The organism is Lacinutrix sp. C3R15, from assembly GCF_018860825.1.
Lineage (GTDB): Bacteria > Bacteroidota > Bacteroidia > Flavobacteriales > Flavobacteriaceae > Oceanihabitans.
In genome coordinates, this window is record NZ_JAHKPZ010000005.1 from 45,270 (window position 1) to 60,462 (window position 15,193).

Annotated in this window: 15 protein-coding genes; 10 read left to right on the forward strand and 5 right to left on the reverse strand. The window is 31.9% G+C overall.

All coding sequences use genetic code 11. The features are described from left to right. Positions 1 to 54 precede the first annotated feature (54 nt). The gene (locus tag KO494_RS02575) at positions 55 to 2,202 is read left to right on the forward strand and encodes a M3 family metallopeptidase (RefSeq protein ID WP_215966029.1); all 2,148 of its coding nucleotides are present in this window, start codon (positions 55 to 57) and stop codon (positions 2,200 to 2,202) included. Positions 2,203 to 2,251: 49 nt separating this feature from the next. Here KO494_RS02575 and KO494_RS02580 read toward each other — a convergent pair whose 3' ends face one another. Further along, a complete protein-coding gene (locus tag KO494_RS02580; protein ID WP_215966030.1) occupies positions 2,252 to 2,854 on the reverse strand; it encodes a trimeric intracellular cation channel family protein in 603 nt (200 codons plus the stop codon). Between the two features lie 159 nt (positions 2,855 to 3,013). Between KO494_RS02580 and KO494_RS02585 the strand changes: the two genes are divergently transcribed. Further along, the gene (locus tag KO494_RS02585; RefSeq protein ID WP_252730257.1) at positions 3,014 to 3,490 is read left to right on the forward strand and encodes a DUF2141 domain-containing protein; all 477 of its coding nucleotides are present in this window, start codon (positions 3,014 to 3,016) and stop codon (positions 3,488 to 3,490) included. Positions 3,491 to 3,589: 99 nt separating this feature from the next. On the opposite strand, the gene KO494_RS02590 is transcribed toward KO494_RS02585, so the two are convergent. Next, positions 3,590 to 4,069, reverse strand: coding sequence for a Dps family protein (locus tag KO494_RS02590; protein WP_215966031.1), 480 nt, complete (start codon positions 4,067 to 4,069; stop codon positions 3,590 to 3,592). A gap of 103 nt (positions 4,070 to 4,172) precedes the next feature. Between KO494_RS02590 and KO494_RS02595 the strand changes: the two genes are divergently transcribed. Both KO494_RS02595 and KO494_RS02600 read left to right on the forward strand, forming a co-directional pair. After that, entirely contained in the window at positions 4,173 to 5,132 is a 960-nt protein-coding gene (locus KO494_RS02595) for a hydrogen peroxide-inducible genes activator (RefSeq protein WP_215966032.1), read from the forward strand. 278 nt (positions 5,133 to 5,410) lie between these two features. Next, the gene (locus tag KO494_RS02600; RefSeq protein WP_215966033.1) at positions 5,411 to 6,010 is read left to right on the forward strand and encodes a cupin domain-containing protein; all 600 of its coding nucleotides are present in this window, start codon (positions 5,411 to 5,413) and stop codon (positions 6,008 to 6,010) included. Between the two features lie 44 nt (positions 6,011 to 6,054). Here the strand turns inward: KO494_RS02600 and KO494_RS02605 are convergent, their stop codons facing one another. After that, positions 6,055 to 6,597, reverse strand: a complete 543-nt coding sequence (locus tag KO494_RS02605) for a YfiT family bacillithiol transferase (RefSeq protein ID WP_215966034.1) — start codon at positions 6,595 to 6,597, stop codon at positions 6,055 to 6,057. A 419-nt stretch (positions 6,598 to 7,016) separates the two neighbouring features. On the opposite strand from KO494_RS02605, the gene KO494_RS02610 reads away from it, so the two are divergent. Together KO494_RS02610 and KO494_RS02615 are read left to right on the forward strand one after the other, a co-directional pair. Then, on the forward strand, positions 7,017 to 7,646 hold the full coding sequence (locus KO494_RS02610) for a T9SS type A sorting domain-containing protein (RefSeq protein ID WP_215966035.1): 630 nt from the start codon (positions 7,017 to 7,019) through the stop codon (positions 7,644 to 7,646). A gap of 58 nt (positions 7,647 to 7,704) precedes the next feature. Then, a complete protein-coding gene (locus tag KO494_RS02615) occupies positions 7,705 to 8,052 on the forward strand; it encodes a transposase (RefSeq protein ID WP_252730258.1) in 348 nt (115 codons plus the stop codon). 212 nt (positions 8,053 to 8,264) lie between these two features. Here the strand turns inward: KO494_RS02615 and KO494_RS02620 are convergent, their stop codons facing one another. Together KO494_RS02620 and KO494_RS02625 are read right to left on the reverse strand one after the other, a co-directional pair. Beyond that, positions 8,265 to 9,197, reverse strand: a complete 933-nt coding sequence (locus KO494_RS02620) for a peptidylprolyl isomerase (RefSeq protein ID WP_215966036.1) — start codon at positions 9,195 to 9,197, stop codon at positions 8,265 to 8,267. A 193-nt stretch (positions 9,198 to 9,390) separates the two neighbouring features. Then, complete coding sequence (locus KO494_RS02625; protein WP_215966037.1) at positions 9,391 to 11,592, reverse strand: ATP-dependent DNA helicase RecQ; 2,202 nt, start codon at positions 11,590 to 11,592, stop codon at positions 9,391 to 9,393. Between the two features lie 197 nt (positions 11,593 to 11,789). Between KO494_RS02625 and KO494_RS02630 the strand changes: the two genes are divergently transcribed. The 4 genes from KO494_RS02630 to lptB all read left to right on the forward strand — a co-directional run bounded on the left by KO494_RS02630 (position 11,790) and on the right by lptB (position 14,846). Then, positions 11,790 to 12,755, forward strand: coding sequence for an SIS domain-containing protein (locus KO494_RS02630; protein WP_215966038.1), 966 nt, complete (start codon positions 11,790 to 11,792; stop codon positions 12,753 to 12,755). Then, positions 12,755 to 13,597: a twin-arginine translocase subunit TatC gene (tatC, locus tag KO494_RS02635; RefSeq protein ID WP_215966039.1), complete on the forward strand. Its 843-nt coding sequence runs from the start codon at positions 12,755 to 12,757 to the stop codon at positions 13,595 to 13,597. The genes KO494_RS02630 and tatC overlap by 1 nt, the downstream gene beginning before the upstream one ends. Next, positions 13,590 to 13,940, forward strand: a complete 351-nt coding sequence (locus KO494_RS02640) for a carboxymuconolactone decarboxylase family protein (protein WP_215966040.1) — start codon at positions 13,590 to 13,592, stop codon at positions 13,938 to 13,940. Before tatC ends, KO494_RS02640 begins: the two co-directional genes overlap by 8 nt. A gap of 165 nt (positions 13,941 to 14,105) precedes the next feature. Next, a complete protein-coding gene (gene lptB / locus KO494_RS02645) occupies positions 14,106 to 14,846 on the forward strand; it encodes an LPS export ABC transporter ATP-binding protein (RefSeq protein ID WP_215966041.1) in 741 nt (246 codons plus the stop codon). Positions 14,847 to 15,193: the final 347 nt, after the last annotated feature.

Genomic DNA, 15,193 nt, shown 5'->3' on the forward strand with positions numbered 1-15,193 from the left:
CACCTTTTAAACACACTAAATTGTATCTTAAAAACCTGAAACAAAACTTAAATAATGAGAACCAAACAGCAATACTTTAAAGCTTTATCTATATGCATTTTAATTTCATTTACTAATTGTAAACAAGAAGAAACAAAAGACAACAACCAAATGAGTGAAAATATATTAACAAAAGAATGGACTGGTCCTTACCAAGGAGTTCCTTCTTTTGACAAAATGAAAGTTAGTGACATTAAAGAAGCAATGGAGTTTGGTATGAACGAAAGCTTAGCAGATATTGACAAAATTGCCAACAATACAGAACCTCCAACATTTACAAATACTATTGAAGCTCTTGAAGCCTCAGGAAAAACACTAGACAGAGTGTATGCATATTATGGTATTTTAAGTAGCAATATGTCTTCGCCAGAATTTAGAAGCATACAAGCAGAGTTAGCACCAAAACTATCTGATTATAGATCTAAAATAACACAAAACGAAAAACTATTTCAACGCATAAAAACCGTATATACTGCTTCTCAAAAAAAACCTTTAAAACCTCAAGAACAACGCGTAGTTGAGCTTACCTATAAAAGGTACGAAATGAATGGCGCAAACCTAGATGCTGCTAAAAAAGAACGTTATGCTGCCATTAACAAAGAGCTTTCTACTTTATATAACCAGTTTTCTGATAATGTTTTACATGATGAAGAAAACTACGTTACTTTTTTAAATAAAAAACAACTGGAAGGCCTGTCTGAAGCTTTTATAAAATCTGCTGCTAAAATTGCAACAGATAAGGGACAAGATGGCAAATACGCTATAACAAACACAAGGTCTTCTATAGATCCTTTTCTTACCTATGCAACCAATCGTGAATTGCGTAAACAGGTATGGGAAAACTATTATTCTAGAGGTGATAATGCAGATAGTTATGACAACAATGCTATTATAGCTCAAATACTAAAGTTACGTAAAGAACGTGTTGCTTTGTTAGGCTACACTAATTATGCAGCATGGCGTTTACAAGATCGCATGGCAAAAACACCTGAAAATGCTATGGATTTAATGATGGCTGTTTGGCCTGCTGCTATTGCAAGAGTTGCAGAAGAAGTTGCAGATATGCAAACAGTAGCAAACGAAAATGGAGATAACATCACCATAGCGCCTTGGGATTACAGATTTTATGCAGAAAAAGTAAGAAAAAAGAAATATAACTTAAATAGCGATGAAGTAAAACAGTATTTACAATTAGATAAATTAACCGAAGCTTTATTCTTTACTGCAGAAAAATTATTTAACTACAAATTTACTCCTGTAAAAAAAGGAACTGTTCCAGTATTTCATGAAGATGTAAACGTTTGGGAAGTTACAGATAAAGACTCAGGTAAAAACATTGGCTTATGGTACTTAGATCCTTTTGCTAGACAAGGAAAACGCTCGGGAGCTTGGGCTACAACCTATAGAAGTCATACTACTTTTGAAGGCGAAACCAATGTACTAGCATCAAACAATTCTAACTTTGTAAAACCAGCTCCTGGTGAAGCGGTTCTTGTTTCTTGGGATGATGCTACCACCTTTTTTCATGAATTTGGCCATGCCTTACACTTCTTTTCATCTAACGTAAAATACCCTACTTTAAATGGTGGTGTTAGAGATTATACAGAATTTCAATCGCAATTATTAGAGCGCTGGCTAGCTACAGATCAAGTAATCAATACATTTTTAGTACACCATAAAACAGGAGAACCTATTCCTGCAACATTAGTGGAAAAAATAAAAAAAGCAGCAACATTTAATCAAGGATTTGCCACTACAGAATATTTAGCCTCTGCTTTAATGGATATGAAATTACACCTTGCAGACCCAACAAATATAGATATTGATGCCTTTGAAAGAGAAACACTAGCCGATTTAAAAATGCCTAAAGAGTTACCAATGCGTCATAGAACGCCTCACTTTGGACATGTTTTTTCTGGCGAAGGGTACGCTACTGCATATTATGGATATATGTGGGCAGATGTTTTAACTAGCGATGCTTCGGAAGCATTTGCGGAAGCTCCTGATGGTTTTTATGATAAAGAAATAGCAGACAAACTAGTGAAGTATTTATTTGCTCCTAGAAATGCAATGGATCCTGCAGAAGCATATCGATTATTTAGAGGTCGAGATGCTAAAATTGAAGCTTTAATGAAAGACAGAGGTTTTCCTATTACCAAATAACAACCCCTCTATTATAAATAAAAAAGCCATACTTACTGTATGGCTTTTTTTATTGCTTATACAAACTAGGTAAACTAATTTTAAACTTTACCGCAATTAATCGTGTAAGTATAACCACTACTCCTGCTATTACAAATACAAAATTATTATCTATTGGTAGCTTGCGAACTAAAAAATAAGTAAGTCCGCCTAGTATACATGCTGTTGCATAAATTTCTTTTCTAAAAATTACAGGTATTTCATTACACAAAATATCTCTAATAACACCACCAAAACAAGCAGATATAGTACCAAGAGCAATACAAATTATAGGGTCTAATCCTGCTAAAAGTCCTTTTTCTATACCTACAACAGTATATAAGCCAATACCAATAGTATCAAATAAAAACAAAGAAGTACGTAAGTAATTAATCTTTGATCTAAAAAGTATGGTGAATAATGTAGTAATTAATATTACATAGGTAAAGGTCATATTTGTCATCCAACCAACAGGAGTTTGCCCTATAAGTATATCTCTTAAAGTTCCTCCTCCTACTGCAGTTACAAAAGCAATAATTAAAACACCAAAAGCATCCATTTTTTTATTCATAGCTATTAAAACGCCAGAAATAGCAAAAGCAATGGTTCCTAATAGATCAATAACATAGAACATAAAATTTTAATTAAAATTACACGTATTAAAGCTGCAAATGTATAGCATTAAAGTTTTAAAATACAATTCAGCCTTCAATTACTACAATTGGGTAAAAACGTTTATGTAAAACACTTTATTACAAGCATCTTTACATAGTAATCAATAAAACCATAACCAATGAAGTCTTTACAAAAAAACCACAGAACCCAATTTTTAAATCAAAATACAATGGCTAAATCTTTGGCTTTACTACTTGTTTTTATTCTATCAACTTTTAATAGTCATGCACAATCTGAAACCGAAGGCAAGCAAATAACAGTAACCGTTAAAAACATTAAAAACACCAACGGAAAAGTTATTTTATCTTTACATAATGCATCTACTTTTATGAAAGGAAAAGGTTTAGAAAGTAGCATCACTGAAATAAATGGAGATACAGCTACTTTAACATTTAAAAATGTAATTCCTGGTGAATATGCCATAATGGGAGTTCATGACGAAAACAGCAACAACCAAATGGATTTTGAGTTAAACGGAATGCCTAAAGAAAGTTACGGCATGTCTAACAACCCAATACTTTATGGACCTCCAACTTTTGATGCTGCTAAATTTGAGCTTAAAAAAGAAGATGTAAATATTACTATTCGTTTTTAGTAACACACAAAAAGAGCTATAAATAAAAGCCACGTAAAACAGATGTTTTCGTGGCTTTCGTTTTGCTAATAATCAGTTATTTAAGGAATAACTTAATGATTAGACGGTTTCATTTAACCAAGCTTTCATCATCCAGACTGTTTTTTCTTGTTCTGAAATAAAATCACTCATCATAGAGTTGGTACCTTCGTCATTTGCATCTCCTGCTTTCTGTAAAATAGCACGTTCAATTTGTAATAATTCTGATAAAGAATCTACAATTAATTGCACAGCCTTAGTATCTTCAGATATGTTTTTACCTACAGGCACTTTTGCAAGTTCACTATAGTCTGCAAAAGTATGTAAAGGCGTTTCACCTAAAGTTAAAATACGTTCTGCAATTTCATCTACTTTCATATTAGCATCTGTATATAATTCTTCAAATTTTATATGAAGATTAAAAAATGCTTTTCCTTTAATATTCCAATGAATACCTCTTAAATTTTGATAATACGTTTGAAAATTAGCTAATAATCCATTTAAATCTTGTGCTAATTCTTTTGTGATTTTTGAATCTAATCCTATACTATTTAGTGTCATAATTATTGCTTTTTGTTATACTACAAAGTTATTTAATATTTACCCTCTATTCGCATAAATTTTATTGATAGTTTTTATATTTTTATAGTCTAAATTGATATAGATGACAATTACACAATTATACTACGTATTGGCTGTTGCCGAAAATCAAAATTTTACAAAAGCTGCAGAAAAGTGCTTTGTTACACAACCCACTTTAAGCATGCAAATACAAAAGCTAGAAGACGAGTTAGATATTCTTATTTTTGACAGAAGCAAGAAACCTATTGAACTTACAGATGTTGGCCGTAAAATTGTAAACCAGGCAAAAAACATAGTGAATGAATCTTATAGAATTAAAGATATAGTTGACCAACAAAAAGGATTTATTGGTGGCGAATTTAAAATAGGAATAATACCTACTGTAATGCCAACATTGCTTCCTATGTTTTTAAAAACATTCATTAAAAAATACCCTAAAGTAAAACTTGTTATAGAAGAGTTAACCACAGACGAAATTATCTCTAGAATTAATGAAGGACATCTAGATGCTGCCATTGCTGCTACACCTTTATTAAATGAAAACATTAAAGAACGTGTGCTTTATTTTGAACCGTTTGTTGCATACATACCTAAAAATCATAGATTGCATGCTAAAAATAAAATAAACACTACAGATCTAGAAATTGATGACATGCTTTTACTAGAAGATGGACACTGTTTTAGAGATGGTGTAATTAACTTATGTAAAGTACTAAAAGACCACACAGACAATTCTTTTCAGTTAGAAAGTGGTAGCATAGAAACCTTAATAAAATTATCTAATGAAGGTTTAGGTATGACCTTATTACCATATTTACACACCTTAGACATGTCTGAAAAAAACAAAGAAAACCTGCATCATTTTACAGAACCTTCTCCTGCAAGAGAAGTAAGCATTATATACCATAAAAGCGAACTTAAAATGCAAATTATTGAAGCTTTACAAGATGTTATTTCTAGTATTATTAGAGGTGCTATTGCGTTTCAAAATGTAGAAATTATAAGTCCTTTACCTAAAAAACATAGCTTATTAAGCAACTAGATACACGCAATAATCAATACCCTTTTACAAACCATAATATGTATTTTCTTTTCTTATTGTGCTACTTAAAACACAATAAATAGAATTTAAACTGGCACAGCTTGCACTAGTATTTGCAAAGCCAAGCAAGAACCTAAACTTGTTTATTTTACTAAAATACAGTAACTTACAAATTAAAACTACGTATAAACTTTAACTAAAAGTCTAAAAAAAAGACTACTCAATTAAAGTTTACAACAATTTGGAGAAGTGTAATAACCTAGTAAAAACCAACTATTATGGACCGAAAAAAGTTTATAAAATCGACTGCATTAGGTTTAGGAGCTCTATCTTTTGCTCCTATGGTTAATGCCTCTAAACTAGAAGCTAAAAATGAAAATTTAAACGAGTTAGCACAAATAAAATCTCTAAAAAATAAAGAGGTTGCCAAAACTGTAAAAGCTATAGATCCTAAAATTGTTAAAAACAAAGAAGGCAAACTTTTAAATGTTCTTGGTGATAATCAAAATATTAAATTAACAGGTAAAGACACCAACGGACAGTTTACTTTAATAGAACAGAATAACAAACCTGGAGTTGGTATTCCTCCTCATGTTCATGAAAATGAAGATGAAGTTTTTCAAGTAATTGAAGGACAAGTAGAAATGCGTATAGGAGAAAAAACAACCACATTAAATGCTGGTGATTTAATTTTTTGTCCTAGAGGAATTCCGCATTCTTGGAAAGTTATTGGAGAACAAGATACCAGAGCAATGTTAAGTATTTTTCCTGCAGGACTTGAAAACATGTTTGAAGAACTAGCACAATTACCTCCTGGCTCTCCAGATTTTGAAAAAGTGGCAAAAATTTGTGGTAAGTACAACCTAAAGTTTGTGTAATAACAGCGCATACCAATAACAGAAATATCTTTATTTTTAAGGTATTACAACCAACCTTTTCGCTTTAAAAGATTTTCTATATGTGCAAAATGATGGTTACTATGCCATGCATAAATACCAATATTCTTTTTTAAAACTACTGCTTCCGTATGTTCTGGATGTATAAAATACTTGTTTAAATCTGTAGGATCTAAACCCTTTAACAAATACACCAATTTAATATGCGTAGCTTTTAAATGAAGTAAAGACATGGCAATAGGTGCTGTTTTAGCATCTTCTAATGCTGCCCAAAGTTGTTCATAATAATATTTAATTACAGGTTTATCTTCTGTTAAAGCCCATTTAAAACGTATATAACTATGCAGATGACTGTCTGAAAGATGATGTATTACCTGCCTAACAGTCCAACCTTCTGGTCTATATGCAGTATCTAATTGCGCATCATTTAATGATGAAACAAGTGTTTCTAATCGATTAGGAAAGTGCTCTAGTACAGAAATCCATGCACCTATATCTTGTTTTGTTATTTCTTCAGGACATACAAACTGGCCAATAGGATATTTTAAGTATGCTATAGTATCTTTCATAATAAACAAAATAGGTATAATGTTTTAAACAAGTAACTCAGGTGCTACATGTCTCGTCCTGAAATATGGCTATAGGTTAAAATTGATTTTTAAGCTGAAAATTTATATACCATATTAGGTGTTTTAAAATCTAAAGATAAGTGTAATCTCATTTCGTTGTATAGATTAATTGCATTTTTTCAGCGCTTTTAGCGTGAGCCACGTTATCAAAGTTTTGATTTAGGTAAAACTCATCTTTTAATGTAGCGTATACACGTTCTGCCATGGCATTTCGTAACAATGATTTTCTTCTGTCATACTAATATCTATCTTGTTTCTTTTTAATCCTATGTAAACTTATCTTAACTAAAAAAGTAGGAATTTTATTTCATAATAAGAAAAAAGCAGTTAGTTTTGTCAAATAACCCAAATATCATAATATGAAAAAAACTTTACTTTTTATTTGCACACTATTCTGTATCTCAAATTCATTTTCCCAAATTACTATATCTGGAGCAGGATCGACATCAGTTAACATAACTACCACATCAAATATTGGACCATATAATGGTGCCGATTTCTGGTATTTTAATTCAAATCCTCAAATTTGGGTGGTTTATAACTACAATGGTACTGGTCAATGGGAAATTGTTCATCAAACTACTGGCTCAGAAGGCGTTAGAACTATAATGTATGTAAACCCTAGCAATACAGCTCCTGCACCTCCTTCAACGGGATGGGTCTCTTATAATTCAAATGGTCTTAACCCTGCTCCTATGCTATGTGGTCCAGGAGTAGAAGCTAGTCCTGATTGTGCTACATTATCAATTAATGAATCAAAGATTTTTGATAAATTAAATGTTTACCCAAACCCTACGAATGGGGTAATATCTATAGATGGTATTAAAGGAGGAAATATAAAAATAACAGATCTACAGGGAAAAATAGTGTTAGAATCAATAATTGATAACGATAATAGTATCGACATAAGTAAACAACGACCTGGAGTTTATCTTTTAATTATTGAAACAGAGAACATAACTTTTCACAGAAAGATTATCAAATTATAGAAATATTGAATTTATAAATTGAAGCAAAGAGGCTGTCTTGATTTTTTAAGCAGCCTCTTTGCTTACCAATTATATTTGTTTTGTAACAATTTTATGCTCGAGTAAAGTTAGCAACTCCACCCATTACTGCGCCGTGTATAAGCAAAATATTGCTAGAGCAAATAGCCTAAAAGGACGCTACATGAAAGACAACCGGCAAAGTACGGTAGAACCTGTATTTGGCACCCTAACCCAGTTTATGGAGCTAAGCAAGATTAACACCATCAGTATCAAGCAGGCCAATAAATGTATGCAGCTCTCTGCCATAAACTACAACCTTAAAAAGCACCTGAAATTTACAGAAAGACGCTGTAAAAGTCGCGCAGCACATATACAGGCCATAAAAACAATACTAATGCTAATTTAAGCACCACACAGTCCCTCTAATTTTACTTAATCCCAAAAATAAACTCCCTTAAAGAGCGTATTTTAACTTGTTTTTATAAAATTATGTAGCCTTTATTCAGGACGGGCCAACATAAATGCTAACTCTAAGATATACATTTCAAAAGAATTTATGAGTATAAAAAAACGCTTCATTTTCATGAAGCGTTTTTAAAAATTATATTGTAACAGAGTTTATTTAACATCCATTAGCTCTACATCAAAAATTAATGTAGCATCTGGTGGAATTACTCCTCCTGCTCCTCTGCTTCCGTAACCTAAATGACTAGGTATTACAAAACGTGCTTTATCTCCAATTTTTAATAATTGAACACCTTCATCCCATCCAGAAATTACTTGTCCTACTCCTAAAGGAAACTCAATTGGTTCTTTTCTTTTATAAGAAGAATCAAAAACGGTTCCGTCTGCTAATTGTCCTTTGTAATGTACAGAAACTGTTTTTCCTTTTTCTGCTTTTGCTCCAGTACCTTCCTGAAGTATTTGGTAGCGTAAACCACTATCTGTTTTATTAAATCCTGCTGCAATTTTATCTAAAGCTGCTTCTTGTGCTGCTTTTTCTTCTGCTAAACGTTTTTCACGAGATCCTTCAAAAGTTCTAAATGCCTCAACAGCTTTAAAAGCTTCAGCATCTGCTCCTACTCTTACAATTTCTAAAGTAGTAATTTCATCGCCTTGCGCAATAGCATCTACTACATCTTGTCCTTCTACAACTTTACCAAAAACAGTGTGATTATTATCTAACCAAGGGGTTTCCACGTGAGTGATAAAAAACTGACTTCCATTAGTTCCTGGTCCTGCATTTGCCATAGATAAAATTCCTGGTGCATCATGCTTTAATTCTGGGTGAAACTCATCATCAAATTTATAACCTGGATTTCCTGTTCCTGTTCCTTGAGGACAACCTCCTTGAATCATAAAATCTGGAATTACTCTATGAAATTTTAAACCATCATAATAAGGAGTTCCTTGTGGTTTTACTTCGTTTTCTAGGTTTCCTTCTGCTAAAGCAACAAAGTTACCCACAGTACCTGGTGTTTTCTGGTATTCTAAAGCTACTAATATTTCGCCTTTTGTAGTATTAAATTTTGCGTATAATCCGTCTTGCATCTTGTAGTTTTTTAATAAGGTGCAAAGATAGGAAACTAAGTTTCAAGTTAAAAAGTTAAAGATAGAAAGTTTAGTTACATCTTATTTTTAATACTAATTAACCAAGAACAAAAAAAAATAAAAAAGAGCCAAGTGTTATCTTTTAACACCTAACTCTTTTCTGTATTTTTATTTTATGTAATGCCTAAAAAAACTAATTAGCCACTTCACTTATAAACTTAATTCTATACAAACGTAGTTCTTCATCATCATAATCACCATCAAACTCTTCAATAGCAACATCTATTTTATCGGTTTCAGACTCCATAAAATAGTCATGAATTTCTTCTTGTTGGTCATCGTCTAAAATATCATTTATCCAATAATCAATATTCAATTTGGTTCCAGAAAATACAATAGCTTCCATTTCTTTAATAAAAGAAGCCATTTCCATTCCTTTTGCAGATGCAATATCACTTAATGGTAATTTTCTATCTACATTCTGAATAATATAAAGTTTTAATGCAGAGTTACTTCCTGTAGATTTAACTACCATATCATCTGGTCTAATAATATCGTTTTCTTCTACATATTTAGCAATAAGCGCTACAAAATCTTTACCATATTTTTTTGCTTTTCCATCTCCTACACCATGTACATTAGAAAGTTCTGCTAACGAAATTGGATATTTTAAAGACATATCTTCTAGTGAAGGATCTTGAAAAATCACAAATGGAGGCACTCCTAGCTTTTTAGCATTTTTCTTACGCAAATCTTTTAGCATTGCCATTAATGCAGCATCTGCTACTGCACCACCACCTTTAGATTGTGTAATTATAGAATCATCTGTAGTTTCATTAAAAACATGATCTTCAGTCATCATAAAAGACACGGGGTTTTCAATAAAATCTTTACCAGCTGGTTTTAATTTTATAACACCATACGTTTCTATATCTTTTTTTAATAATCCTGCAACTAGTGCTTGTCTTATTAAAGCCATCCAATATATTTTATCATGGTTTTTTCCTGAACCAAAAAACGGTTGTTCATTGGTTTTATGTGAGTTTATTAAGGCATTTTCTTTACCTATAATAACGTTTACTAAATCTTTAGACTTATATTTTTCATTGGTGCTGGCAACAATTTTTAAAGCCAATTGCACATCTTCTTTTGCTTCTTGTTGTTTTTTAGGATAACGCACATTATCATCCATATCACCACCTTCTCCTGTTTCATTATCAAAAGCTTCACCAAAATAATGCAGTATAAACTTTCTTCTAGAAATTGATGTTTCTGCAAAGGCAACCACTTCTTGTAATAAAGCATGACCTATTTCTTGTTCGGCAACTGGTTTGCCAGACATAAATTTTTCTAACTTTTCTATATCTTTATATGCATAATAAGCCAAACAATGCCCTTCACCACCATCACGTCCTGCTCTTCCGGTTTCCTGGTAATAACTTTCAATACTTTTTGGTATATCATGATGTATTACAAAACGCACATCTGGTTTGTCAATTCCCATACCAAAGGCTATAGTTGCAACAACAACATCAATGTCTTCCATTAAAAACATATCTTGATGTTTAGACCTAGTTTTAGCATCTAAACCTGCATGATAAGGCACTGCTTTAATACCATTTACCTGTAACGCTTGAGCAAGTTCTTCTACGCGTTTTCTACTTAAACAATAAACAATACCTGATTTACCTTCGTTTTGTTTTATAAATCGAATAATATCTGCATCTACAGTTTTGGTTTTTGGTCGTATTTCATAATATAAATTGGGTCTATTAAAAGAGGCTTTAAAAGTCTTAGCATCAGACATGCCAAGGTTTTTCAATATATCTTCTTGTACTTTTGGTGTAGCTGTAGCAGTAAGACCTATAATAGGAATATTATCTCCTATACGTTGAATAATATTTCTTAAATTTCTGTATTCTGGTCTAAAGTCATGTCCCCATTCACTAATACAATGAGCTTCATCTACAGCCATAAAAGAAATTTTAACGGTTCGAAGAAACTCTACATTATCTTCTTTTGTTAAAGATTCTGGAGCTACATACAATAGTTTAGTAATACCATTTGTAATATCCTGTTTTACCTGTTTTACTTCTGTTTTGTTCAGTGAAGAATTTAAAACATGAGCAACACCATCGTGTTCAGAGACACTACGTATAGCATCTACTTGGTTTTTCATTAAAGCTATTAATGGAGAAACAACTATTGCTGTTCCCTCTTGCATTAAAGCAGGCAGTTGGTAACATAAAGATTTACCTCCTCCTGTTGGCATTATAACAAAAGTGTTTTGTCCAGATAAAATACTCTGTATTACACCTTCTTGCAATCCTTTAAACTTACCAAAGCCAAAATATTTTTTTAGGGAGACTTGTAAGTCCTTTTCAGTAATAGACATGTATTATTTTTAATATTAAAATTATTATAAAAATACACTAAATTCTTTTTGCTATTAATTAGTAGTGTATATAATCAACCTCATTAATTTTTCGTTAACTTTGCAGCTCATTTTGTATGTCTACAAATTGAATTTAATTGACCAACATTAAAGATAAAAAAATCTTTATTAGCAACAACTTAAAAAACTCATAAATTTTGAGCAATATACATTCTATTATTTCTACAGCAAAGCAAACTATTGAGTTAGAGAGCAAAGCAATTTTAAATTTATCGCATTTAGTAAATGATAATTTTGCTGAAGCCGTTAACCTTATTTACAACTCTAAAGGTAGAGTAATTATTACAGGAATTGGTAAAAGTGCTATTATTGCTACTAAAATTGTAGCTACTTTAAACTCTACAGGTACACCAGCTGTTTTTATGCATGCTGCAGATGCTATTCATGGAGATTTAGGCTTAATTTTAAAAGATGATGTGGTTATTTGCATTTCTAAAAGCGGAAACACGCCAGAAATTAAAGTACTTGTGCCTTTAATTATGAGTGCAGGTAATAAAATGATTGCCATAACAGGTAATAAAGATTCCTTTTTAGGACTGCAAGCAGATTATGTTTTAAATGCTTTTGTAGAAAAAGAAGCTTGCCCAAACAACCTTGCGCCTACAACCAGTACTACTGCACAATTAGTGCTTGGTGATGCACTTGCTGTTTGTTTATTAGAACTACGTGGTTTTTCTAGTAATGACTTTGCTAAATACCATCCAGGTGGCGCTTTAGGTAAAAAATTATATTTACGTGTTCAGGATATTTCTTCGGTAAACCAAAAACCAAAAGTATCTCTTAGTACTAGTATTAAAGAAGTAATTGTTGAAATTACCGAAAAAATGCTTGGAGTAACTGCTGTAGTAGAAAATGAAAAAATTATTGGTATTATTACAGATGGTGATTTACGTAGAATGTTAAGTAAAGTAGACGATTTCTCTACACTTACTGCTAAAGATATTATGAGCGAAAACCCAAAACGCATAGATGTTAATGCAATGGCTGTAGATGCTATGGAGGTTCTAGAAACCTATGGCATTTCGCAAATATTGGTAGAAGAAAATGGTAATTATGCTGGTGTGGTACACGTACATGATTTAATAAGAGAAGGGATTATATAATGGCTAAAAAAAATGTAAACGAGATGTCTTTTCTAGACCATCTTGAAGATTTAAGATGGCATCTAGTACGTATTTGTATTGCTATAGTACTTTGTGCTATTGTAGCTTTTTTATTTAAAAGTTTTATTTTTGATGTTATTATTCTTGGCCCTAAAGATATGGCTTTCCCTACCTACAGATGGTTGTGTAGCGTTAGTGAATTAATAGGTATAGAAGATTCTTCTTTTTGCGGTGAAAGCTTTCCGTTTCAAATTCAAAGTAGAACCCTTGCTGGCCAGTTTTCTGCGCATTTATGGACTTCTATATACGCTGGTTTCATCATATCTTTTCCTTATACATTATACCAACTTTGGGCATTTATAAGTCCTGGTATGCATGAAAATGAACGCAAACACTCTAGTGGCTTTATCATTATATCTTCTTTTTTATTTTTTCTAGGAGTGCTTTTTGGGTATTATATAGTAACCCCGTTATCTATTAATTTTCTAGGTACCTACTCTGTTAGTCAAGAAGTACATAATGATTTTGACTTGTCAAGCTATATTGGTCTGGTAAGGGCTACTGTTATAGCTTCCGGATTAATTTTTGAGCTTCCTATTATTATATACTTTTTAACCAAAGTAGGTCTTGTAACACCAGAATTCTTAAAAAAATACAGAAAATACGCCCTAGTAATAGTGCTTATTCTTTCGGCAATCATAACACCTCCAGATATAGCAAGTCAAATTATTGTTGCCATACCTATATTAATACTATACCAAGTAAGTATTTATATTTCAAAAATTGTAGTAAAAAGAGAGGCTAAAAAAAATCCTGATAATAAAATAAAAAAGCATGTCTAATATAGTAAACGAATTTAATGCATATCGTTCTAAGATGAATGATAAAATTCTTGCAGATAATAATAAAGTAATTAAACGCATTTTTAATTTAGACACTAACGCTTTCGCGGAAGGAACGCTAGATAAAAAAACCAAAGAACTTTTAGGGCTTGTTGCCTCTATGGTGTTACGTTGTGACGATTGTGTAAAATACCATTTAGAAGCATGCTACAAAGAAGGACTCACCAAACAACAGGTAGTTGAATCTTTAAGTATTGCTAATCTGGTTGGTGGTACTATTGTAATTCCTCACTTAAGAAGAGCCTATGAATATTGGGATGCTTTAGAAGAAGCCCAAGGTTAAACTTTACTTAAATTGCTAGTGTACACTCCATAGTATTATGGTTTTTACTATTTTTAGCCACATATATGGCAATTATAAAACAAGCATGCTAAAAATGTTATCTTTAAAAAAGATAGATTAACAGCAAAAAGCATGTAACAAATAAACAACAATAGATCTAAACATATGAAACTTAGAGCAGAACATTTAATGAAGTCTTATAACGGACGAAAAGTGGTAAAAGACGTTTCTTTAGAAGTAAATCAAGGAGAAATTGTTGGTCTTTTAGGTCCTAATGGTGCAGGAAAAACAACTTCTTTTTACATGATTGTTGGACTGATAAAACCTAATGGTGGAAACATATATTTAGAAGATACAAATATTACAAAATACCCAATGTACAAACGTGCACAAAACGGTATTGGCTATCTAGCGCAAGAAGCATCGGTTTTCAGAAAACTAAGTATTGAAGATAATATTTTAAGTGTATTACAGCTTACCAAATTAAGCAAAAAAGAACAACATGATAAAATGGAATCTTTAATTGAAGAATTTGGCTTAGGACATATTCGTAAAAGCAGAGGAGATTTACTTTCTGGTGGAGAACGTAGACGTACCGAAATTGCACGTGCACTTGCTACAGATCCTAACTTTATTTTATTAGATGAACCCTTTGCTGGTGTAGATCCCGTTGCTGTTGAAGATATTCAACGTATTGTGGCGCAACTTACTAAAAAGAATATTGGTATTTTAATTACAGACCACAACGTACAAGAAACACTTGCCATTACAGACAGAACCTATTTAATGTTTGAAGGTGGTATCTTAAAAGCTGGAAAACCAGAAGAACTTGCCGAAGATGAAATGGTTAGAAAAGTATACTTAGGGCAAAACTTTGAGCTTAGAAGAAAAAAATTAGATTTTTAATCATTGTTTATTACTCCGCTTTCTATCTTAAAATAGCTTTTAGTAGTTATCCTTGCTGTCATTCCTGCGCAAGCAGGAATCCATTTTCTCAATCTTAAACTCCACACTGTTACATTCTTGTCATTCCTGCGCAGGCAGGAATCCACACACAACTAACTTTTTATACAATAAACAGGAATATGTAAAATTCGCATTCCTTACATAAATAATACAAACTTGTCATTCCTGCGCAAGCAGGAATCCATTATACAAACATTAAACACCAGACTATTATACCCTTATCATTCCTACAAAATCAAGAATCCATAATGTTTAATTTTAAATTCACTCACTAAGTTATCCCTGCT